Origin of the sequence: Tritonibacter multivorans (assembly GCF_001458415.1) — a bacterium.
Taxonomy (GTDB): Bacteria; Pseudomonadota; Alphaproteobacteria; order Rhodobacterales; family Rhodobacteraceae; genus Epibacterium; species Epibacterium multivorans.
The window spans coordinates 139,115-161,437 of the sequence record NZ_CYSD01000037.1 but is presented as its reverse complement, the minus strand read 5'-3'; the positions used below and the strand labels follow the sequence as shown (position 1 = coordinate 161,437).

The 22,323-nt window shown below is 58.9% G+C and carries 18 protein-coding genes and 2 tRNA genes; 11 read left to right on the top strand and 9 right to left on the bottom strand.

The window, feature by feature from the left end; genetic code table 11:
- Positions 1–135: 135 nt before the first annotated feature.
- Together mtaB and dapF are read right to left on the bottom strand one after the other, a co-directional pair.
- Positions 136–1,398 carry a tRNA (N(6)-L-threonylcarbamoyladenosine(37)-C(2))-methylthiotransferase MtaB gene (gene mtaB / locus TRM7557_RS11815; RefSeq protein ID WP_058290414.1) on the bottom strand — a complete coding sequence of 421 codons (1,263 nt, stop codon included), beginning with the start codon at positions 1,396–1,398 and terminating at the stop codon, positions 136–138.
- Positions 1,395–2,213 (bottom strand): diaminopimelate epimerase, encoded by an 819-nt coding sequence (gene dapF, locus TRM7557_RS11810; protein WP_058290413.1) that lies wholly within the window; start codon positions 2,211–2,213, stop codon positions 1,395–1,397. The genes mtaB and dapF overlap by 4 nt, the downstream gene beginning before the upstream one ends.
- A gap of 248 nt (positions 2,214–2,461) precedes the next feature.
- On the opposite strand from dapF, the gene TRM7557_RS11805 reads away from it, so the two are divergent.
- Together TRM7557_RS11805 and TRM7557_RS11800 are read left to right on the top strand one after the other, a co-directional pair.
- Positions 2,462–2,537, top strand: a tRNA-Lys gene (locus TRM7557_RS11805).
- Between the two features lie 43 nt (positions 2,538–2,580).
- Positions 2,581–2,656, top strand: a tRNA-Lys gene (locus TRM7557_RS11800).
- Between the two features lie 137 nt (positions 2,657–2,793).
- On the opposite strand, the gene katG is transcribed toward TRM7557_RS11800, so the two are convergent.
- Positions 2,794–5,028: a catalase/peroxidase HPI gene (katG, locus tag TRM7557_RS11795; RefSeq protein ID WP_058290412.1), complete on the bottom strand. Its 2,235-nt coding sequence runs from the start codon at positions 5,026–5,028 to the stop codon at positions 2,794–2,796.
- A 184-nt stretch (positions 5,029–5,212) separates the two neighbouring features.
- Here katG and TRM7557_RS11790 point away from each other — a divergent pair, with 184 nt between their 5' ends.
- Together TRM7557_RS11790 and TRM7557_RS11785 are read left to right on the top strand one after the other, a co-directional pair.
- A complete protein-coding gene (locus TRM7557_RS11790; protein WP_058290411.1) occupies positions 5,213–6,127 on the top strand; it encodes a LysR substrate-binding domain-containing protein in 915 nt (304 codons plus the stop codon).
- Between the two features lie 250 nt (positions 6,128–6,377).
- Positions 6,378–8,351, top strand: coding sequence for a putative bifunctional diguanylate cyclase/phosphodiesterase (locus tag TRM7557_RS11785; RefSeq protein WP_058290410.1), 1,974 nt, complete (start codon positions 6,378–6,380; stop codon positions 8,349–8,351).
- Between the two features lie 9 nt (positions 8,352–8,360).
- On the opposite strand, the gene TRM7557_RS11780 is transcribed toward TRM7557_RS11785, so the two are convergent.
- Complete coding sequence (locus TRM7557_RS11780) at positions 8,361–9,386, bottom strand: LacI family DNA-binding transcriptional regulator (protein ID WP_058290718.1); 1,026 nt, start codon at positions 9,384–9,386, stop codon at positions 8,361–8,363.
- A gap of 300 nt (positions 9,387–9,686) precedes the next feature.
- On the opposite strand from TRM7557_RS11780, the gene TRM7557_RS11775 reads away from it, so the two are divergent.
- A complete protein-coding gene (locus TRM7557_RS11775) occupies positions 9,687–11,831 on the top strand; it encodes a methyl-accepting chemotaxis protein (RefSeq protein ID WP_207382657.1) in 2,145 nt (714 codons plus the stop codon).
- A gap of 81 nt (positions 11,832–11,912) precedes the next feature.
- Here the strand turns inward: TRM7557_RS11775 and TRM7557_RS11770 are convergent, their stop codons facing one another.
- The 3 genes from TRM7557_RS11770 to TRM7557_RS19650 all read right to left on the bottom strand — a co-directional run bounded on the left by TRM7557_RS11770 (position 11,913) and on the right by TRM7557_RS19650 (position 14,606).
- Entirely contained in the window at positions 11,913–13,535 is a 1,623-nt protein-coding gene (locus tag TRM7557_RS11770; RefSeq protein ID WP_058290716.1) for a DUF427 domain-containing protein, read from the bottom strand.
- A gap of 104 nt (positions 13,536–13,639) precedes the next feature.
- A complete protein-coding gene (locus TRM7557_RS11765; RefSeq protein WP_058290409.1) occupies positions 13,640–14,341 on the bottom strand; it encodes a winged helix-turn-helix domain-containing protein in 702 nt (233 codons plus the stop codon).
- Positions 14,313–14,606, bottom strand: coding sequence for a hypothetical protein (locus TRM7557_RS19650; protein WP_074941783.1), 294 nt, complete (start codon positions 14,604–14,606; stop codon positions 14,313–14,315). The genes TRM7557_RS11765 and TRM7557_RS19650 overlap by 29 nt, the downstream gene beginning before the upstream one ends.
- 167 nt (positions 14,607–14,773) lie before the next feature.
- On the opposite strand from TRM7557_RS19650, the gene TRM7557_RS11755 reads away from it, so the two are divergent.
- From TRM7557_RS11755 to TRM7557_RS11740, 4 genes are all read left to right on the top strand, one after another.
- On the top strand, positions 14,774–15,247 hold the full coding sequence (locus TRM7557_RS11755) for a hypothetical protein (protein ID WP_058290407.1): 474 nt from the start codon (positions 14,774–14,776) through the stop codon (positions 15,245–15,247).
- An 89-nt stretch (positions 15,248–15,336) separates the two neighbouring features.
- Positions 15,337–15,969, top strand: coding sequence for a ribonuclease HII (locus tag TRM7557_RS11750; protein ID WP_058290406.1), 633 nt, complete (start codon positions 15,337–15,339; stop codon positions 15,967–15,969).
- Positions 15,970–16,062: 93 nt separating this feature from the next.
- Positions 16,063–17,169, top strand: a complete 1,107-nt coding sequence (locus TRM7557_RS11745) for a site-specific DNA-methyltransferase (RefSeq protein ID WP_058290405.1) — start codon at positions 16,063–16,065, stop codon at positions 17,167–17,169.
- Between the two features lie 181 nt (positions 17,170–17,350).
- Complete coding sequence (locus tag TRM7557_RS11740) at positions 17,351–18,742, top strand: adenylate/guanylate cyclase domain-containing protein (RefSeq protein WP_058290404.1); 1,392 nt, start codon at positions 17,351–17,353, stop codon at positions 18,740–18,742.
- A gap of 5 nt (positions 18,743–18,747) precedes the next feature.
- Here the strand turns inward: TRM7557_RS11740 and TRM7557_RS11735 are convergent, their stop codons facing one another.
- Positions 18,748–19,881: an alkane 1-monooxygenase gene (locus TRM7557_RS11735; RefSeq protein ID WP_058290403.1), complete on the bottom strand. Its 1,134-nt coding sequence runs from the start codon at positions 19,879–19,881 to the stop codon at positions 18,748–18,750.
- A gap of 49 nt (positions 19,882–19,930) precedes the next feature.
- The gene (mutY, locus tag TRM7557_RS11730) at positions 19,931–21,010 is read right to left on the bottom strand and encodes an A/G-specific adenine glycosylase (protein ID WP_058290402.1); all 1,080 of its coding nucleotides are present in this window, start codon (positions 21,008–21,010) and stop codon (positions 19,931–19,933) included.
- Positions 21,011–21,093: 83 nt separating this feature from the next.
- Here mutY and TRM7557_RS11725 point away from each other — a divergent pair, with 83 nt between their 5' ends.
- Together TRM7557_RS11725 and TRM7557_RS11720 are read left to right on the top strand one after the other, a co-directional pair.
- Positions 21,094–21,618, top strand: coding sequence for a DUF721 domain-containing protein (locus TRM7557_RS11725; protein WP_058290401.1), 525 nt, complete (start codon positions 21,094–21,096; stop codon positions 21,616–21,618).
- The gene (locus TRM7557_RS11720; RefSeq protein ID WP_058290400.1) at positions 21,618–22,289 is read left to right on the top strand and encodes a DsbA family protein; all 672 of its coding nucleotides are present in this window, start codon (positions 21,618–21,620) and stop codon (positions 22,287–22,289) included. Before TRM7557_RS11725 ends, TRM7557_RS11720 begins: the two co-directional genes overlap by 1 nt.
- Positions 22,290–22,323 lie beyond the last annotated feature (34 nt).

Below are 22,323 nucleotides of genomic sequence, written 5' to 3'. Positions count from 1 at the left end.
CCATCACGACATGAATAACAAACCCCCGTGCCAGCCCGGCGCGGGGGTTTTTGCTTTGCGGTGGAGGGGCGCTGCCCCTTTTGGCCTGCGGCCAATTCACCCCGGAGTATTTCGGGCCAAAAGAAGTGCTGGGGCTCAGACGGTGAGTTGCGCGCCCGCAATACCTGTGATTTTCGCTGTCACAAGCGCGCCTTCGGTCTGGGCATTTGCGAAGGTCACTTCGGTGAATTGTTCGGTGCGCCCCATATGGGGGTTTTCCATCAGGATGTGATGTGTCTTGCCGATCTGTTCCGCTAGGTGCTTTTGCACTTGCCTATCCCCAGCTGCGCGCAGCCGAGCGGCGCGGTCTTTTATGGCATTGCCGTTTACTTGGCTGGGGATCTTGGCCGCTGGTGTGCCTTCGCGTTTGGAATAGGGGAAGACATGCAGCCAGGTCAGGTCGCAGTCGCTGACAAGCTTGAGTGAGTTTTCAAAATGCGCCTCGGTCTCGGTTGGGAAGCCTGCGATGATATCGGCCCCAAAGGTCATTTCGGGGCGCAGCTTGCGGGCCTCTTCGCAGAAGCGGATGGCGTCATCGCGCAGGTGGCGACGGGCCATGCGTTTCAGGATCAGGTCGTCACCGTGCTGCAGTGACAGGTGCAGATGCGGCATCAGGCGTGGCTCGGTCGCGATGGCCTGCATCAGGTTCTCGTCCACTTCGATCGAATCGATAGAGGAAATGCGGAGGCGGGGCAGGTCGGGCACCAGTTTCAGGATGCGCATCACCAGATCGCCAAGCTTCGGCGTGGCAGGCAGGTCTGCCCCCCAGGAGGTGAGGTCCACGCCGGTGAGGACCACTTCGTTATAGCCCTTGTCCACCAGCCGTTTGATCTGATCCACCACAACGCCTGCGGGGACCGAGCGCGAGTTGCCGCGACCGTAGGGGATAATGCAGAACGTGCAGCGGTGGTCACAGCCGTTCTGGACTTGCACATAGGCACGGCTGCGGGTGCCGAAACCATCAATCAGGTGACCGGCGGTTTCTGTCACGGACATGATGTCGTCGACCTGAACGCGTTCAGTGGTGCCGATGAAGTCCGGGCCCTTGGCGATCTCTTTCCAGGTTTCGGGCTGCATCTTTTCGGTGTTGCCGATGACCTTGGTGACCTCGTCCATCTGGGCAAAGGTTTCCGGTTCCGTTTGCGCGGCACAGCCGGTCACAATGATCGGCGCGTCGGGATTGTCGCGGCGCAGTTTGCGGATCTCCTGACGGGCCTTGCGCACGGCCTCGGCCGTCACCGCGCAGGTGTTCACCACCACGGCGTTCTCAAGCCCGGCTTCGCGGCTGAGCTCCTTCATCGCTTCGGTCTCGTACGCGTTCAGGCGGCAGCCGAGCGTGGTGAACTTGGGCGCGCTCATGCGAGGCTCTCCAGGAATTCTGCGGTGAAGGTGCCGTCACAGACGTGCATGGTCGCACCGGTCATCCAGACGCCGTCCTCGCGCCAGTCGATCCACAGGGTGCCCCCATCCAGATCGATCTGGACCTTGCGTCCTGTGAGGCCACGACGGGCCGCTGCGACGGCCGTGGCGCAGGAGGACGATCCGGACGCCATGGTGACGCCCACGCCGCGTTCCCAGACGCGCATACGGATGTGGTTGGGGCCGACCACCTGGGCCACCTGTACATTGGTGCGCTGAGGGTAGAGCGGGTGGTGTTCGTAGCGCGGGCCAAATTCCGCCAGCGGGATGATTTCGGCGTCCTCAACAAAGAAGGTGCAGTGGGGGTTGCCCATGCCGGTGGCCGTTGGCGCGCCCTCGATCGGCAGCTCTAGCGTGTCCATGTCTTCGGCCAGGGGGATTTCGTCCCAGTTCAGCTGCGGATGCCCCATATTCACAGAGGTCAGCCCATTGCCGGCTTCCTCGGCAAACAGATCCCCACGGTCGGTGGTCAGATGCAGGGCGGTTTTACTGGTCTCGGTGATCAGGTGACGGGCAATGCAGCGGGTGGCATTGCCGCAGGCCGCCGAGGTGGAGCCGTCTGCATTGTAGAACACCAGATGCGCATCCGCGCCGTTCTGGCCCGCTTCGATCACCGCAAGCTGATCGAAGCCAACGCCAAGCTGGCGATGCGCGATTCCCTTAGCCATGGCTTCGGTGATCTGAACAGGAGTGGTGCGGGCGTCGATCACGACAAAATCGTTACCGAGCCCGTGCATTTTCATAAAGGGCAGCATAGCGGGCGTCTTTCGAGGGGGTGTTTCACAGGCATATAGAGGCCCGCGTAAAATGAATCCAGCCTAACCGGAGAATTCTTTGAAATAGGGGTTGACCCTTTCTCGAGATATCCGTAGAAGCCCCCCCTATCGGAACGCTGCGGTGACCAACAGCGCGGGGTTCTGTTTCCTGACAAGATGTTGATCTTACCGGATTATTCAGCTTGTATGGAATTGGCGCGGAGCTGTTTCAAGCTTCTCATAAGAGTGGGCCGTTAGCTCAGTTGGTAGAGCAACTGACTTTTAATCAGTGGGTCGCAGGTTCGAATCCTGCACGGCTCACCACTCTTCCCTGAGACTGAAATCAACCGCTGCTAGAGAACAGAGTGGGCCGTTAGCTCAGTTGGTAGAGCAACTGACTTTTAATCAGTGGGTCGCAGGTTCGAATCCTGCACGGCTCACCACTCCTCTCCTCCGAAGTTTCACTGAAATTCGCATCTTTCCCTTTCCGGGGCAGATCCGTTTTTGTCGGGCCACCCGTTTGGCATGAAAAAGCGCCCCGACCGAGGTGGGGCGCTTTGGGTGTTTTGAGGCGGGTTGATTACTTCAGATCAAAACGATCCAGCTCCATGACTTTGGTCCAGGCTGCGACAAAGTCCGCAATGAATTTGCCGCCATTGTCGGCCTGCGCATAGACCTCGGACAGGGCCCGCAGTTGCGAGTTGGAGCCAAAGATCAGGTCCGCCCGCGTGCCGGTCCATTTCACCGCACCAGAGGCGCGGTCCTTGCCCTCAAACAGCTCTCCGGTGCCATCCAAGGCTTCCCATTTTGTGCCAAGGTCCAGCACATTACCGAAGAAGTCATTGGTCAGCTGGCCAACGCGGTCGGTGAAGACCCCATGTGGGCTGCCGCCGTGATTTGCACCAAGAACCCGCAGGCCGCCAACCAGAACGGTCATTTCGGGGGCGGAGAGGGTCAGCAGTTGCGCGCGGTCCAAGAGCAGCTCTTCTGTCGACACCGTGAACTTGCCGGTGGTGAAGTTGCGGAAGCCTTCCACCTGCGGCTCCATCACCGCAAAGCTGTCGACATCGGTCTGCTCTTGGCTGGCGTCCATGCGGCCCGGCGTAAACGGGACCTCCACATCGTGGCCAGCGTCCTTGGCGGCTTTCTCAATCGCGGCAGAGCCTGCCAGCACGATCAGATCGGCGAGCGAGACAGTTTTGCCGGTGGCGTTGAAGTCGGACTGGATGGCGTCCAGCGCAGACAGCACCTTGGCCAGTTGCACAGGCTGATTGGCTTCCCAGTCCTTCATTGGCGCCAGACGGATGCGTGCACCATTAGCACCACCGCGTTTGTCCGACCCGCGGAAGGACGACGCAGAGGCCCAGGCGGTTGCAACCAGCTCGCCCACTGACAGGCCCGCGTCCAGCACCTTGGCTTTCAGCGCGGCAATATCGCTTGCATCAATCAACGCGTGATCGACGGCTGGGATCGGATCCATCCAGATCAGCTCTTCGCTGGGCACTTCGTCCCCCAGATGCAGGGCGCGCGGCCCCATATCACGGTGGGTCAGCTTGAACCAAGCGCGGGCAAAGGCATCGGCGAATTTGTCCGGATTGGCGTGGAAGTCACGGCTGATCTTCTCATAGGCCGGATCCATGCGCATCGCCATATCGGCGGTGGTCATCATGATCGGAACCTTCTTTCCAGACCCGTCAACTTCGGGGGCGTGGTCGGCGTCTTTCAGATCCTTGGCGTGCCAGATATGCGCACCTGCCGGGGATTTGGTCAGCTCCCATTCGTATCCGAACAGCACATCAAAATAGCCCATGTCCCACTGGATCGGGTTCGGGGTCCAGGCGCCTTCGATACCGGATGTGATGGTGTCTACGCCCTTGCCGGTGCCGTGCGAAGACAGCCAGCCCTGACCCATTGCTTCGATTGGGGCAGCTTCGGGCTCTGCGCCGACTTTGTCTGCGGGGCCATTGCCGTGGGCCTTGCCAAAGGTGTGGCCACCGGCGACCAGCGCGACGGTTTCTTCGTCGTTCATCGCCATGCGGGCAAAGGTTTCGCGGATGTCTTTGCCGGAGGCGACCGGATCGGGGGTCCCGTCGGGGCCTTCGGGGTTCACATAGATCAGACCCATCTGCACCGCAGCCAGCGGGTTTTCCAGTTTGGCGGAATCCACATCGCCTGCGCCCATGTCGCGCTTGCCGGCGTAGCGGCTGTTGGCATTATCAGATTCGATCAGCCATTCGGTTTCAGCGCCCCAGAAGATGTCTTCTTCCGGTGCCCAGACGTCTTCGCGTCCACCCGAGAAACCAAAGGTCTTAAAGCCCATGCTTTCCAGCGCGACATTGCCCGCAAGGATCATCAGGTCCGCCCAGGACAGGGCGTTGCCATATTTCTGTTTGACCGGCCACAGCAGCATCCGCGCCTTGTCGAGGTTGCCATTGTCCGGCCAGGAATTGAGCGGCGCAAAGCGCTGTGTACCGGTGCCGCCACCACCGCGACCGTCTGCGGTCCGGTAGGTGCCGGCCGAATGCCAGGCCATGCGGATCATCAAGCCGCCATAGTGGCCATAGTCTGCGGGCCACCAGTCCTGACTGTCGGTCATCAGTGCAGTGAGATCTGCTTTGACAGCCTTCAGGTCCAGCGATTTGAATGCCTCGGCATAGTTAAAGTCGGCCCCCATTGGGTTCTCGCGCGCCTGATGCTGGTGCAGGATCGCAAGGTTCAGCTGGTTCGGCCACCAATCCCGGTTGGAGCGCTTACCCTTGCTGGTGTTCGATCCCGAAAAGGGGCAGCCGCCTGTGGTCACTGAATTTCCGTCCATGTCGTTCTCCGGTGCTGGAACATAGTTTCTGGCTCTGCGGAAGGCACAGCTTACCCGTTTGCTGACGAAGCAATTTTCGCAGCATCTGATTCCCAAAGGTGAGGAACCTCCCGTGGGGTCAGCCTAACAGTAGATCAGAATTATTCTAAGTTGCATTTTCTTCTGACCTTGATAAGAAAAACTAATGATGAACATCACCTTGAAACAGTTGAGATATTTCGAAGCGCTGCGCCAGCACGGGCATTTTGGCCGGGCGGCAGATGCCTGCGCTGTCACGCAGCCGGCCTTGTCAGTGCAGATCAAGGAGTTGGAACAGACTCTGGGCCTTGCCCTGTTTGAACGCAGTGCACGCCATGTCCGGTTGACCGGCTTTGGCGAAACCTTTGCAAACCGGGTGCGAGAAATTTTGCGCGCGGTCGATGAGCTTGGCGATGTGGCCCGCGCGGCGCAGGCTGGGTTGTCTGGGCGTCTCCGCGTTGGGGTCATTCCGACCATCGCACCCTATCTTTTGCCAAAGCTTATCCCGGCGTTGCGTACTGATTTCCCGGACCTCGAGGTGCAGTTCCGGGAAACGCAGACACCTCGGCTTGTGCAGGAACTTCAGGAAGGGCGACTGGATTGTGCTATTGTTGCGCTGCCAATCGCGGAAGCAGCGATTGAGGAGTTTGCGCTGTTTGATGAGGCCTTTGTGTTGGTTCGCGCGCAAAGCGAAGCAGGCACAGCAGCCCCGTCGATCGACGCGCTGGGACGCGAAAATCTGTTGCTCTTGGAGGATGGCCACTGCTTTCGCGATCAGGCGATGGCGTTCTGTCAGGTGCAGGCAGCCGCGCCACGGGACGGGTTGGATGGCAGCTCGCTTTCTACCCTCGTGCAGATGGTTGGCGCAGGCATCGGGATGACCCTTATTCCGGAAATGGCAGCGCGCGTCGAAGCACGGGCAGCGCCGGTGTCTTTGTCGCGGTTCGACGGGCTGCAGCCGGGGCGCAGTATTGGACTTGTCTGGCGCAAGACCTCCCCCTTGGCGGGGCAGCTTCGTGAGATGGCGCAGGTGATCAAAACAGCAGGCCGCAGTGTTGTCGATGACGCCCAGGGCTTCTGAGGTTTCCGAATTTGCGAAGCGGGTGTCCTCTATTCCTGTGGCCAACCGATAGCTCTCCGTAAAATCACCTGTGCCAAGTTGACAGCTTTGGGTGGTCTGACCTCTCTTAACCATATGCGCAACTTTTGGTTGTGGTCCTTTTTGGTGGAGCGAGACACTTGGGATTATGTCCTTTTGGGGTGATGTCTAGATCGGCAAGTGTGACGCGCGGGGTCTGGGGCAGGGCCTCTGGTGATGGAAGGGCAGCGTCATGGATGTAACCCTTCCGAAAATCGAATTCATTGATTTCCGCGGCGCCGATCGCCCCCTGTTTCTTGAATGGGAACTGTTGGCCGCGACCTTTCTGGCGCTTGTTTTCCTCATTTTGCTGAGCGTGATGACCTATTCCCGCAAACGGGCGGTGGGCGGATTTGAAATTCACGGTCGTGCCAGCCGGTTCCGAGGGAGATCCGGCAAAGCTCTGGCGGATGACGTCGCGCTTCTGGACAGGCATGGGCGCATTCTGGGGGCTGGAGGCGCGTTTCTTGCGCGGTGCGGGCTGCCACCAGAGCAGGTCATAGGAAAGCCGATTTGGACCCTGGATGGGGCCGGGTTTGACCGGTCCTTCTGGTACAACGCGCTGAAGACGGCTTGCGAACGCGGCTATTGGCAGATGGATCGCCTTGCCATTGGCGACACGGGCGCGCGCGGACGACAAGAGGGGCCAGCCCCTGTGACCTATTTGGGCTGCGATGGTGGCGCGGTATCCCGGTTGTCGCTGGACACAAAGGTTCCAAGGGCCATGACGGATCGGTTGTTAGAGAAAGTGGTGCCAGTGGACCCTGCACAGGATGCAGTGGAGTTTATTCTGAGGGTGCGGTCCTTGCAGCGTTCTGATGCGGCCTATCCCGGCTCGCCGGGGGCCACGGACCGGTTGACGGGGATCTGCAACCGGCGGGCGATGAAAGCCCATCTTGAGACGGCGCTGATGGAGGCTGAAACCCGTGGGCAGGATCTGGCGGTTGTGTTGGTGGATTTGGACAGGTTTCGGGACATCAATTCGGTCTTTGGCGATTGGGTCGGGGATAAGGTTCTGGCGGCTTGTGCCAGAATAATGATGCAGATGGCCGTCGCCCCGATGAAGGTTGCCAGAACCGGCGGTGATGAATTTGCCCTGATGATGCCAAATGCCAACCGGGAAGAGGCTGCGCGGTTTGGCGAATTGGTGCTGGACGCGCTGGGGCAGGAGCAATCCGTGGGTCATGCTCAAATTCGTCTGAGCGCCAGCGCCGGGGTGGCTGTCTTTCCCGAAGATGCAGACACCTACAGACGTCTCATGCAGTCTGCCAGTCAGGCTCTGGCCGCCGCCAAAGAAGGCGGGCGCGGTCAGCTGATGTGTTTTTCGTCGGAAGGGCATAAACGGCGCAATGCAGAGAGCCTGACGCTGGAACTGGAACTGCGACAGGGGCTGAGACGGGGCGAGCTTACACTCCACTACCAGCCACAGGTGCGTCTTGGGGACGGCCAGTGTATTGGCGCCGAGGCACTGCTGCGCTGGCACCACCCCACACGCGGCCTGGTTATGCCGGCGGCCTTTGTGCCCATGGCTTTGGATGTCGGTCTGCGCGGTGTGATTGACCGCTTTGTGCTGGAGCAGACCTGCCAACAGATTGCCCGCTGGCAGGACGCGGGGCTGCCCGTACTGCCAGTTTCGATCAATCTTTCGCTCACCACGCTGCTGGAAGAGGGGTTTGCGGCAGACTTGCGCCACTGTCTCCAGTCCTGGGCCGTGCCGAAATCAGCCCTGCACATCGAAGTCATCGAAACGGTGCATTATCCGCGCTTGGCGGACGCGCATTGGGACCTTCACGCATTGCAGGAGCTGGGCGTGGAGCTGGCGCTGGACGACTTTGGCACCGGATATTCATCACTGGCGATGCTGAAAGATCTCCCGGTTGCCCGGATCAAGATCGACCGCCGATTTATACGCAATATCACCGAAGATCAGCGCGACGATCACATCGTGGCGGCCCTGGTGCAACTGGGCAGAGATCTGGGCCTGTCGATTGTTGCAGAGGGGATTGAAACAGACGCGCAGCGCAACCGGCTACAGGCATTGGGATGCACCCACGGTCAGGGATATCTGTTTGGAAAGCCGGTTGCGGCGGAAGAGTTTGCGACACAATTTCTTGTGGCGGAGCGGTCAGCGGACGCGCAGATCCCGCTGCGTCCGCTGACCGTATAATATGCTGGTTTATCTACGGCGCAGCGTGTCGCCATAGGCGATGGTCGGCGTGAGGGAAATGACCTTTTCGACATCCGCGTCCGGGGATTCCAGCTGCGCAGAAATGATTTCGGCGGCGGCACGGCCAATCTCTTGGCGGCAGGCGTCCATTGTCGCCAGCTGGCGCGGTAGGCCCGCCAGCAGTTCCACGCCATTGAAACCCGCAAGACCAATCTGGCCGGGAATGTCGATGCCCTGTTCCATAAGGTACAGCAGACCGCCAGCGCCGATCATGTCATTGGAATAATAGAGGAAGTCCAGATCAGGCGACCGCTCCAGCATGGCTTGAGTCATCTCGCGGCCTTTGGCCAGAGCAGAGCCACCGGAATAAAACTCGCGATCTTCGATTTCGATCCCTTCTTTGGCCAGACACTCGGTAAATCCTTCAAACCGCTTGCGGGCCCGGTGGTCCAATGGCATTTTCGTGCCCATAAAGCCGATGCGGCTGTAGCCTGCTTTCAGAATGGCCCGCGCCATTTCGCGCCCCGCGCGGCGGTGTGAAATACCGACCATTGCATCCACGCATTTGCCATCCGTATCCATGATTTCAACCACAGGGATGCCGGCGGCCTGCAGCATGGCGCGCGCAGCGTCCGTGTGTTCAAGGCCGGCGATGATCACGCCAGAAGGACGCCACGACAGCATTTCATAGAGGACTTTTTCCTCTTTCTCCGGCTGGTAATCGGTGACGCCGACCACGGGCTGCAGTTCTGTGTGTTCCAGCACCCGGTTGATGCCGGTCAGAACCTCGGGAAACACCATGTTGGACAGCGACGGGATAATAACAGCGACCAAGTTCACACGTTTAGAGGCCAGGGCACCCGCGATCTTGTTTGGCACATAACCCAGCTCTTTTGCGGCATCGAGCACCTTTTGGCGGGTCTTCTCAGATACATCACCACGATTGCGCAGCACACGGCTGACGGTCATTTCCGACACGCCGGTTGCTTCGGACACGTCACGAAGTGTCAGGGGGCGATGTTTTTCATTGGTCACTTGCTTGGCCTCGTTCCACAATTTTCTCAAGGTTAGCCAGTCGTTGAGGTCTGCACAATGGCTGTTCAGCTGCCGCTCTGAATTCAGGTGCTTGCAAACCCGAACACGGGGCAAAAGCTCTGTCACCAACAGAGCAGAAAAGTGTTTGGATTTTCCAACCAACGCGTCCCGTGCGGGCATTTGTCCACCATTGCTCAGTAAACGCATCTTATTTTGCGGAAGCTTCACCTTAAGGTTTAGGGGCGGTTAAGCTCCGCACGTTTAGGTTTTTGGCAGTTGTTTACCTGTAGGAGTCTATCCATGCGTTTGCGCTTACGTATCGTTATGGCGTTGGTTATCGCCCCCTTGTTCGCTGCTGCGGGGTATTTTGCCTATAATGAGGTGCTTCTTTTGCGGTCCAACTGGACCCATGCGCAGGTCGTTGCGGCAGATACCCGGTCTGAGGCGATCGTCAATGACTTCATTCACGAGATGCAGAAAGAACGCGGATATTCTGCGGGGTTCATTGCGTCGAAAGGCAAAAATTTCCCGACGCAACTGGCAGAACAGCGCGAAGCCACCGATAGCCTTTTGGCCCGCGCCCAAGAACAGGTCGAACTTGCGCGCGCAAACAAGCCAACGCCTGCGGGCATCGCCTTGGAAAACATGGCCCGGATCGCTGACATTCGCGCGCAGGTCAGCAACTTTGATCTGACTGTGCCGCAGATGGCAAAGTTCTACACGCAAACCATCAGCCAGCTTCTGGAGATTTCCCGCCCCGTTGCCAAAGGCGACACACGCATGGAGCTTCAGCAGCTTTTGCAGGCCCGTACGCTGGTCAGCGCGGCCAAAGAGCGTGCGGGGTTGGAACGGGCCATGGGCGCGTCCGGTTTGGGCGGTGGTTTTAGCCTCGCGTTGCACGACCGATATGTGTCTTTGGGTGCCAGCCAGATGGCCCTGTTGTCCGAAGCAAATGGCGCGTTGGGGCAGCCGGATTGGTTACAGAACCTCATGGCGCAAGAGCAGTTCCAGGTGGTGTCCGAAACCCGGAAAACGATCCGCACAGGTTACGACAGCGGTGATTTCGGGGGGCTGAAAGCCCCGGATTGGTTCAAGATTTCCACCAATTGGATTGACCTGTTGCGCGAAACAGAGCTGGGGCTGGCGGCCGAGATTGAGGCTTTTTCTGCTCAGATCGAAGCAGAGTCGCGCGGTGATTTCCATACGCTTCTGGTGGTCAGTATCATCACAACCATTGTGGCCCTGGTTTTGGCTGTTGGGGCCTTTGAATTGATGATTGCCCGGATCAAAGAGCTGACGCGGATCGTTGACGGTTTTTCGTCGGGCGACTTCTCTATTTTTGTGAAGGGGATCGACGGTTCGGACGAGCTGAGCAAAATGGCACGTGCAATCTACAGGTTCAAACAAGACACGCTTGAAATGCACCGCAATGCAAAACAGTTGGAAGAAGATCAAGCAAAGCGCAAAGAGGAGCAGGATTTCGTCGTCGAAGAGCTGCGCCGCGGGCTTGCGGGGCTGTCGGACGGCAATTTGACAACGCGGTTCCAATCCCCGTTCCCCGAAGAATACGAAGGCCTGCGCAGCGATTTTAACGACACCATCCAGCAACTGCGCGAGGCTTTGGTTCAGGTCATTGAGGCGGCCGATAGCATTCGGGGTGGCGCGAGCGAGATCACGCAGGCCTCGGATGACCTGTCGCAACGCACAGAAAGCCAGGCCGCAACGCTGGAACAAACAGCTGCCGCCTTGGAAGAGCTCACGGTGAGTGTGAAATCTGCAGCAGACGGCGCTCGGACTGTGGAACGCACGACAGAAGACGCCAAGCAGGAGGCTGTGGACAGCGGGACCGTGGTGCAAAAAGCGGTCGCGGCAATGTCTGAAATCGAAGAAAGCTCTAACCATATCGCGCAGATCATCGGTGTGATTGACGATATTGCCTTTCAGACCAATCTTCTTGCGCTGAATGCGGGGGTTGAAGCCGCCCGTGCCGGCGAAGCGGGGCGTGGTTTTGCGGTGGTCGCAAGCGAAGTGCGGGCCTTGGCGCAGCGCTCTTCTGATGCGGCGATGGAGATTAAGACGTTGATTGGCAAAAGCTCCAGCCAAGTGGAACATGGGGTCGAGCTGGTTCACAAAGCGGGCGACGCCCTACAGAGCATCGTTGAACGCGTGAGCCATATTTCCGGTCTTGTCAGTGAGATTGCCAAAGGCGCGACCGAACAGTCGTCTGGGCTGGAAGAAATCAACACTGGCGTCGTGCAGTTGGATCAGGTGACCCAACAGAATGCCGCAATGGTGGAGCAGTCGACCGCTGCAAGCCACATGCTGAAATCCAACTCGGAACAGCTTGGCGAGATTGTAGGCGGGTTTGAGATCGGCGATGGCCAGAGCAGTGCGCGGATTGGACAGACGGCTGAGACCCAGCCTGCCGTGCGCAAAGCGGGCTAAACTCAGGGCGCATGAATATCTGTGCAAGGGGTTTTGATGTTGCCCCTTGCACGCCGTTTTGGCGCCATGTGCAAGCGGCGATCAATCCAGCTGATACGACCGTGCATCGGCAGAGACGGCAAAGCACACAACCGGCTTAGACACATTGTGAAGTTTCACATGCCCCAAGGGTTTGATCTGATCCGATGTGGCTTCTTCGGCGCATGTGGCGGCATGATCAACCGCGCTCTGGCTGTCAGCGGACGGCAGTAGATCTTGGCTCACCACGATCCGGTGACCCGCTTCTTTGCCCAAATCGCCCAGTCTCGCGGCCACATTGGCGGCCTGTCCTATGACTGTGAAATCAAGGCGCTCGTGAGAGCCGACATTCCCGTAGAGCACAGAACCTGCGGCCAGGCCTATGGCACATTCGATAGGGCGCGTGTCCGGGCGGCGGGGCAGCGCCGCAAGCGAAGCCACAATGGCACGCGCGCTTTTCATTGCGTTTGCTCTTGCGCGATCCGGGTCTGTGTCAGAGGGGAAGACTGCCAAGACCGCATCACCAATGAACTTCAGAACCTCGCCGCCATGGTCATGAACAATGCCGGACACGGTGTCAAAAAACAGGTTGAGCAGGTCGATATAGGCACCACGCGGGAGCTGTTCTTCCAATTGTGTTGAGCCGCGCAAATCACAGAACATGATCGCCGCGTCGATTTCATCGCCGTCACCACGGCGGATCTCACCGCCAAGCACCCGGGCACCCGACCGTTTCCCGACATAGGTTTCCAGAACGGCCTGCGCGTTTTCACGCTGCACAAAGACCTCCAGATGGCGTGCGATGACAGCGGAGCATTCAAAAATCAGCCCAAGATCTGCCACGCTGAACCCGTCCGGGTGGTCGCTGGCCAGCGTCAAAACATTGATCCGCCCATCGGAAAACGGCAATGGCATTGCCACATAATCGGTTGCGCCAAGGTCGCGCAGGTCCTTGAGGATCGGGAAATCATCCGTCTCCATCTGTTCGCTTAGCCGATAACGCAGCCCGCCCAACCCTTTCGACACATGTCGCAGCGGCGAATTCTTGTATTCGGGCTTTTCGTGGATCTCGTAGCTTGGGGTCTTGGTGGTGATCCCGTCGCGGTGTTTTTCCCAGATGTAATGATGGCCTGCGATACGCGGGTGCAGTGCCCAGGCCAGAACAGTCAGGCGGCTGATCGGAACGCCATGGGTCTGCAGGGTGTCGACCAATCCCGCCATGAAGTCTTCGGGCGTGTCCATAAACGCGGCATCGCGAAGGAGCCAGTCCACCAGCGGACCTGCGATATTGCCGTAGTCGGGCGGCGAAAGCGTATTGTCACCCAGTTCCCATCGTTCCACTGCATTGGGGGCGATCCCGACATAGCCGTCAATCTCGCGGGCCTCAGCAAACGGCGTAGTGTAACACCAAAGGGCGTTGTCCAGTGTTTCGCCGGGCAGTTTCAGGTCGCGGTACTGTGCCACGCCTTTGAAGGGGCAGAAGGTCGACAGATCATTGAACGGGCTTGTTTCCGTCTGAATGTCGTCGAAGGGGACATAGATGATCGGTTCGTTGCGCGTCTCGTACATGACCTTCGCACGCGTGCTGCGGGCCAGAAGCGTCTGCCCGTTCCAGGCCTCCACCGGGCCGTCCAATTGTTCAACGAGAATTCCATAGCCCGTTTTGGGTGTCACACGAATGTTCATAAAAACCATTCCCTCGGGGGTTTTTACAAATATGGGACGTCACGTGGCCGATTTCTAGGGCTGGTGAGGGTGCCGCAAGGGTCTTGCGGACCCTTGACCATGCCCTAAACCATTCGGATCACGTCCTTATTGATCGCCAGAACATAGCCGCGTTTGGCGATGTTTTTAACCAGAAGCTCGCTCACCATCTGATTTCCCAGCGTGTCGCGCAAACGTTTGATCCGTGTCGCGCCGGCGGCTTCTTCGCAGTCAGAGGCATCGCGACCCGAAATCATAGCTTCGATTTCAGCGCCCGAAAGCACGTCGTCGTCCAACCGCGCCTCGGCCAGAACCGCCAGGGTCTCCATTGCGGCGGGGGTCAGTTTGAACCCCATCGTGTTGAGATAGACGGTGTTTTCTTCGCGGCTGAGCAGAAGTTCGGTCACCTGAATACCGGCCCGTTCGATCTGCGCCATACGGCGGTTCAGCATCACCAGCATGGTCAGCACCACAAGGGCTGCGCCCATCATGGCTGTGGCAAAAATCAACAGCACAAAGATCACCATCCGGTAGCTCGACAGCGTATCCGCAAATGCGCTGCCGGATTGCGCAAGGATTTCCAACAGTTTGATTTCGGCCTGCGTGGTCAGGTCGTTTTCGACAAACAGCTTCTCGACCTGCGCGTTAAACGCATTGGCGTCGGGCAGGGTCAGCAACAGAACGACGCCTGCCGTCAGCAGGATCGCAACGATGGCAAGGATGCCAAAGGTCACCACGCGGTGGCCAGCGCTGCGGACCTCAGAAACGGAGATAGTATTTTCCGGCATTGGTCTTCCTTTGCTGCAAGCCTTGGGCGTCGAATACGGACTGAACTTGGAGCAATGTCCAGCCGTTGCGCTTCAGTCGGGCGGCGACTTCTTGCCGGGCCGATTGCGCATTGCAGCCCTGAGAGAGCTCCATCACCCCATAGTGCAGCCGCAGGGGCTGGTCCTGTTTGGCCTTGTAATCGGCATAGCAATCCGCCGCATGAACCGGTGCCGCCGCGAGGCCGAGGGCCATGAGAAGGCCGCAAAGAGAAAGGATCTGTTTCATGTCTCCACCATGCGGGGTGGGCGCGGGATATTCAATGACAACAGGGCTTTGCCGCGGTGATATTCGATAACAAGGGGCCGTTATTGCCTGTCTGAGCGGGGTTGGTCGAGGGTGAGGGCACAAGCTTCACTGCCGGGGACATCCCCGCACCGACGAAAGGGGTTCTCATGCCTGCCATTCGCAATATGCACCGCAAATTCATTGCCGTTGTTCTCGCGGCTTCCGTGGCGATTACGGGGTTCTCAACTGCGCCCGCCCGTGCGGATGAGGACGTCGCTAAGTTCATCGCGGGCATGGTCGCGCTGGGCCTGATCGGCGCCGCGATCAACGATGCCAAGGATGACGACCGAAAGAAACGCAAGGTGGTCCGCCCGCACAGTGGGTATGGCTATGACCAACCGGTCCGCCCCAAACCGCATTCCGTGCGCCGTTATGACCTGCCGGGCCATTGCCTGCGCAATGCGCGTCTGCGCGGCGAAAACCGTCGGGTCCTGAGCAAACGCTGTCTCAAGCGCAACTATAACTACACCCGGTCACTGCCGGAGCGCTGTGAGGTAATCTATGAGCGCAAGGACAATTACCGCAAAGGGTTTCGCCCGCGCTGCCTGCGCAAACATGGCTACCGTTTGACCGCGGGGTAACCAAACACCGTTCGAGCAGGTGAACTGGGGGCTTCGGCCCCCTTTTTTTACGTCTTGCACACCGGCGCGAAAACTGGCCTCTCTGGGCTATGGAACAGCCAGATTACACGATTGAAGAGGCCGCAAAGGCCAAGGGTTTCTTGCGCATCGCAGGGGTGGATGAGGTCGGGCGCGGCCCGCTTGCAGGGCCAGTGACAGCGGCCGCTGTGATCCTCGATGTGTGCCAGATCCCAGAGGGGCTCAATGATTCTAAAAAGCTCACCGCGAAGAAGCGCGATGCGGTCGAGGTGCAGATCCTTGAGAAAACCGAATGGGCCGTAGCGCATGCCACTGTGGAGGAAATCGACGAACACAATATCTTGCGTGCGTCGCATCTGGCGATGGAGCGTGCGGTGGCCGCTTTGGACCCTGCGCCGGACTATCTGCTGATCGATGGCAACCTGATCCCCCGTGGGTTGGATCTGCCCAGTGAAGCGGTCGTAAAAGGTGATGGCAAATCACTGTCGATTGCGGCGGCTTCCATTTTGGCAAAACAAGCCCGCGATCGTCTGATGGTTGAATTGGCGCAACAGTTCCCCGGTTATGGCTGGGAGAAAAACGCAGGTTACCCGTCCAAACAACACCGCGACGCCCTGCAGACCCTAGGGGTTACCCCACATCATCGTCGATCCTTCAAGCCGGTACACAATATGTTGTATCAAGCGAGAAACGTAGCTTCTTGATTCAAAAAACGAATTGACCTCGAATCCCGGATGACTCATCTTAGAGGGAACCAAAATGAGCGCAAAAGCGCCGTGGTTACTGAGGCAGAGCAAATGACAAACACCATCGAAAAGGGCGCGGCTTCCGCGCTCCCTTTAAACACGATTATTGCCGACGATTGCATCAAGGCGATGGCGGGTCTTCCCGCAAATTCCGTGGATCTGATTTTTGCAGATCCGCCGTATAACCTGCAGCTCAAGGGTCAGCTGCACCGTCCCGACAATTCCAAAGTCGATGCGGTTGATGACCACTGGGACCAGTTCTCCAGTTTTCAGGCGTATGATCAGTTCACCCGCGAGTGGCTGCAACAGGCACGCCGGATCCTGAAGCCGAACGGCTCCCTCTGGGTGATCGGCTCTTACCACAACATCTTCCGTGTCGGCACCGCGCTGCAGGACGAGGGTTTCTGGATCCTCAATGATGTTGTCTGGCGCAAATCGAACCCGATGCCGAACTTCCGCGGCAAACGTTTCACCAACGCGCATGAGACCATGATCTGGGCGTCCAAATCCGAGGGTGCAAAATACACCTTCAATTACGAGGCGTTGAAAGCCCTGAACGAGGGCATTCAGATGCGTTCCGACTGGGTGCTGCCAATCTGCACCGGTCACGAGCGTCTGAAAGATGCCAACGGCGACAAGGCACACCCGACGCAGAAGCCGGAATCGCTGCTGCACCGCATTCTGGTTGGCGCGACCAACCCGGGCGATGTGGTTCTGGACCCGTTCTTTGGCACCGGCACCACCGGTGCGGTTGCCAAAATGCTGGGCCGCAACTGGATCGGCATTGAACGCGAAGAAAGCTACCGCGAAGTCGCAACCGCGCGCCTTAAATCCGTGCGCAAGTTCGACAGCGAAGCGCTGCAGGTTTCGACCTCCAAGCGTGCAGAGCCGCGCGTGCCCTTTGGCCAACTGGTCGAACGTGGCATGCTGCGTCCGGGCGAAGAGCTTTACTCTATGAACAAACGTCACAAGGCCAAGGTGCGTGCAGATGGCACGCTGGTCGGTGACAATTGCAAAGGCTCCATCCACCAGGTTGGCGCGCATCTTGAAAATGCGCCGTCCTGTAACGGCTGGACCTACTGGTGCTTCAAACGTGATGGTAAAGTTGTGCCGATCGACGTGCTGCGCCAGCAGATCCGCGCTGAAATGCAGAACTGAGCCTACGCATAACAAAGACATTCTAAGAATACACAGTTGCCTGCCGCGCCCGGTGCGCCGGGCTCGCCAACTATACCCCGCCTTTTTGGCGGGGTTTTTTTGTACCTGATTGCGTATTGGCCCCGTGAAACTTGGGCCATCAGTCGCTATCTGTGAGGGGACAGCAGGAAGGAACAGACAGATGGCAGATGCCACGGATGTCACCACCGCAGCAGAACTGCGCGCGCCAAACGACGGGCCGGTGCGCACACGAGAAGAGTTTGAAGACCGCCAGTACATTCTGACCGCCTTGGAAGAACACAAGCGCCGCGGGGTAGAGCTGGCCGTTTGGACTCGTTGGATCATGCTGCCGATTGTGGCTGTGTTTCTGATTGCCGTGCACCCGGTGTGGTCGCAGCTCTATTATGTTGCGATGCTTGGGCTGTTGTGTCTGAACGGTTGGCTGATGCGGCGGGTTGCGCGGGTCGAACGGTCGCGGGCAGAGCTGTCGCTGATCCTGTTTGATCTGCTGCTGATGACCTTTGGCATGGTGGTGCCAAACCCATTTGATCCGCAGCCGATCCCGGTGCCGATGCTCTATCACTACGGCAATTTTGTGTACTTCTTCATGATCCTATCAGCGGGCACACTGGCCTATAGCTGGCGTACGGTGATTGCGATCGGGGTCTGGACGGCAGTGATCTGGCTGGGCGCATCCTATGGGGTTGCGCGCTTTGCGCCCGCCGATGCGGATATGTCGGCAGCGCTTGCGGCGATTGTTGGGCCTGACAGCCATATGTGGGAACTGATGGACCCCTTTCATGTGAATTTCCAGCTGCGCATTCAGGAAGCGATGGTGTTTCTTTTGGTGGCCGGCACGCTTGCCCTGTCGGCCAAGCGGTTCAATGAACTGCTGCTAACGGCGGCCGGATCGGAACGTGAACGGGCAAACCTGTCGCGCTATTTTTCGCCCAATGTGGTCGAGCAGCTGTCGCAGAATGACGAACCGCTGAAACAGGTTCGCGGCGCCAAAGTGGCGGTTATGTTTGTCGACATTATGGGCTTCACTCCGCTGACCCAAGACCAAGACCCGCATGAAGTCATTGATTTGCTGCGCGGCTTTCACGGCCGGATGGAAGCCGAAGTGTTCCGGCACAATGGCACGCTCGACAAATATCTGGGGGATGGTTTGATGGCGACCTTTGGCACGCCGCAGCCCGGAGAGCAGGACGCAACCCATGCGCTTGCCTGTGCGCTGTCCATGCAGGCGGCGCTGGAGGGCTGGAACCGTGACAGACGCCGCAAAGGGCTGCCCACGCTGCGTGTGGGCATTGGCCTGCATTACGGTGACGTGGTTCTTGGCGACATTGGCGCGAACCGGTTGGAATATGCGGTTGTTGGCGCGGCTGTGAATGTCGCGTCCCGATTGGAAAAACTGACCCGAACCCTCGAGGGGGATATTGTCCTGAGCGACGGCTTGCGTGGGCAATTGCTGCAAGAAGGTGCTGATAATGATCTGCTCCAGGGCTTTGGCTGCCATGAGGGGCAAATCATTCGTGGGCTCAGCGAGCCAATGACCGTCTGGGCCCGCTAGGCCGTTCAGCGTGGCATCGGGTTTTGTGCCTTGTTGTAGGGCTGCCAGTCCGTGATCTCTGGATAAAACCGTTGCCGCCATGCGCGCACGCGGGGGTTCATAATCCGCCGCCACAGGGGCGGGATCATGGCCGCAACTGTCATCGCCGGATACCCGAGCGGGAACTGCGGCGCTTCGGCATCGTCGTAGTTTTGCAACAGCGGAAACCGGCGGTTTGGTCGATAGTGGTGGTCGCTGTGACGCTGCAGATTGATCAGAAGCCAATTGGTTGCCCGATGCGCGGCATTCCAGGAATGATGCGGCTTCACGTGCTCGTATTTGCCATCGCCCAGATGTTTCCGGGTCAGCCCATAGTGCTCCACGTAATTGACCAGCTCCAGGTGCCAGATCGCGATGCCGGCCTGCAGCAGGAGCAGGGCAACGCCGCTCCAGCCGCCCAGGCTCAAGGCCAGAAGCAGCATGACCCCTTGCAGCCCCCAATAGCGCCAGAACGGATTGGAGCGGTCTGTCCAGCGGAGGTTCTTGCGGGCCAGCAGCGCCTTTTCCGCGTTGAAGGCAGAATGCCAGCACTGGCGCAGGACACGCGGGTAGAAGCGATGAAAGCCTTCATTGTAGCGCGCTGTCACCGGATCGCGCGGGGTTCCCACATAGCGGTGATGCACCAGCAGATGTTCCGAACGGAAATGTGAGTAAAACACCATCGCCAAAAGGAAATCGCCGAGCCAGCGCTCCACTCTGTTTCGCTGGTGCATGAGCTCGTGAGAGTAGTTGATGCCCACCGTGCCGGTGATCACGCCGACGCCAAAGAACAGGCCGACTTTCTCCCATCCGGACAGATGGGTTGCGCCACCGACATAAGCAATCAACCCAAAAAGGGTCAGGAACTGCAGGGGCACCCAGATGGTGGTCAGCCGGATATAGCCGCGCAGGTCCGAATCTGGCGTGTCTGGATCGGCGTTTTCGAGGTCGAGCCCGGTGGCCACATCCATTACCGCAAAGAGGTTCCATGTGACCAAGGTGGGCAAAAGCACCCACCATCCGCCCCAGACTGCGCCCAGCCACAACAGCGGCAGCAGCAGGAGCGAACACCAGAACGGCAGCATATGCTTCCAAGACTTCAGCTGCGCGGTTTGGATCATCGGGGGCTCCCTGTGTGTTCTCGGCGCTAGTTTAATGGCGATCTGACATTCACCCAAGCGCTTTGATGGGGGGATTTCCTTGATAAAGATCAAAGGCCTTGCGCATGACTGTCGGCAGGTCAGAGGGTTTGAAGCCTGCCTGTGGCAGCAGTTCCTGATCGGGTCGGAGGTTGAACCCCTCGGGGATGCGCGCGGTTTCCACTTTCAGGATCAGATGGAAATGGGTGAACGTATGTTTGACCTCGCCCTCCAACCGGGACCAGTCGGCCGTAAATGGCGGGTTTCGGGATGGCGCATCGCCCCAATCGGTGCCCGGCCACCCCAGCATTCCGCCCAGCAGCCCTTTGTCAGGGCGGCGCTCCAACAGCCACGCGCCTTCTGTCGTGCGCGCGACATAGGCGACGCCATAGCGGGTGGGTTTGGGTTTTTTGGGGGTCTTTTTTGGCAGCTCGGCAGCGGTGCCCTCGGCGCGGGCCGCGCAGGGGGCAACCCAAGGGCAAATGCCGCAGGCTGGGGATTTCGGGGTGCAGATCGTCGCGCCCAGATCCATCACAGCCTGCGCGTAATCACCGGGGCGCAGCGCAGGGGTCAGACTGGCGGCTTTGTCCTTCAGTACCGGCTTCACGCCGGGGAGCGGGTCGTGAATATTGAATAGTCGCGACATGACGCGTTCAACATTGCCGTCCAAAACAGCCTCTGAGCGATCAAAGGCAATAGAGGCAATCGCGGCAGCCGTGTAAGGGCCAACACCCGGCAGGGCAAGAAGCCCGTCCAGCGTATCTGGAAACTGGCCGCCCAGCTCAAAGGCAACTACGCGGGCGCATTTCAGCAGGTTGCGTGCACGGGCGTAGTACCCAAGACCCGCCCATTCGGCCATGACATCCGCATCTTCGGCGGTGGCCAAATCCGTGACTGTCGGCCAGCGAGTAGTGAAACGGGTGAAATACTCTTTCACGGCGGCAACCGTGGTTTGCTGCAGCATCACCTCGCTCATCCAGATGCGATAGGGATCGGGAGTTACCCCTGTGGCGCGGTCTGCCGGGCCAATCCGCCAGGGCATGCTGCGGGCATGGATATCATACCAGCCAAGCAAGGTTTCGCTCAGCTCGGTGCTGCTCAGGTCACGCATTCTTTATCCCCGTTGGGTCGCTTTTTCTGGTTCTCGTGAACCGACCCTTTACAATAGGGCGAACAGTCACGCAAAACCACCTTATGGCATATCGCAAATCCACAACCCGCGGCTTTAAACGCACAAGCAGCCTGCTCAACGACCAGATCCGCAAGACTGGCGAAAGCCGGGGTTTTGCGGTGTCGCGTGTTCTGACCCATTGGGAAGAGATCGTGGGCCCAGACATGGCGCAGATCGCCCGTCCCGTTAAGGTCGGCTATGGCCGTGGCGGCCTTGGCGCGACGCTCACCGTGCTGACCACCGGTGCCCAGGCACCGATGCTGGAAATGCAAAAAGAAGCCCTGCGGGCCAAGGTGAACGGGACCTACGGCTACAACGCCATTTCCCGCGTACACATCACGCAAACCGCGCCGACAGGGTTTTCCGAAGGCCATGTTGATTTCAAATACGCCCCGCGAACCCGCAGCCAGCCAGCCCCCGCGCCCGAAGATGTGGCCGAGGCACAAGCCAGCGCGGCCGTGGTGGAAAATGACGAACTGCGCGCCGCCTTGGAGCGGTTGGGGCAGAACGTCCTCACTCGACAGAAAACCAAAGGAAAGGGGTATTGATGACCCGTTTGATGACAGCGCTTTGCGCAGCGGTGGCCCTGACGGCTGGCGCCTATGCGATTGGCGGCATGAACAGCCGCACCGCGCTTCCCGATCTGCCGCTGGTGGGTTCCGCACAGGCGCAAGAGGCTGACGTAGACGTCTCGACCATTGTTGAAATGGTGCAGGGGGCCGAGGACGCGCCGGTCACGCTGGTGGAATATGCCTCTTTCACCTGCCCGCATTGCGCGAACTTTCACGCAGGCGCGTATAAAGAGCTGAAGAAAGACTTCATCGACACCGGCAAGGTGAAGTTTGTCTTCCGCGAAGTGTATTTTGACGGCCCCGGCCTCTGGGCGTCGATGGTGGCGCGCTGCGCGGGTCCCGAGAAGTTCTTTGGTATTTCCGACCTGCTGTTCAAAGGTCAGACCTCCTGGGTGCGCGCCGGTAGCCCAGCAGATGTCGCCGACGAACTGCGCAAAATCGGCCGTCTGGCTGGCATCGACAACGCCGAACTGGAAGCTTGCCTTCAGGACGGCACCAAGGCCAAAACGCTGGTCACCTGGTATCAGGAAAACGCCACCCGGGATGGCGTATCCTCGACCCCGTCTTTCCTGCTGAACGGCGAAAAGATGCAGAACCAGCCCTATGCCGATATCAAAGAGGCGATCGAGGCCGAATTGGGCAGCTGATTACAGCGCCCTGACAGTTTAGAAAGCGCCGTCC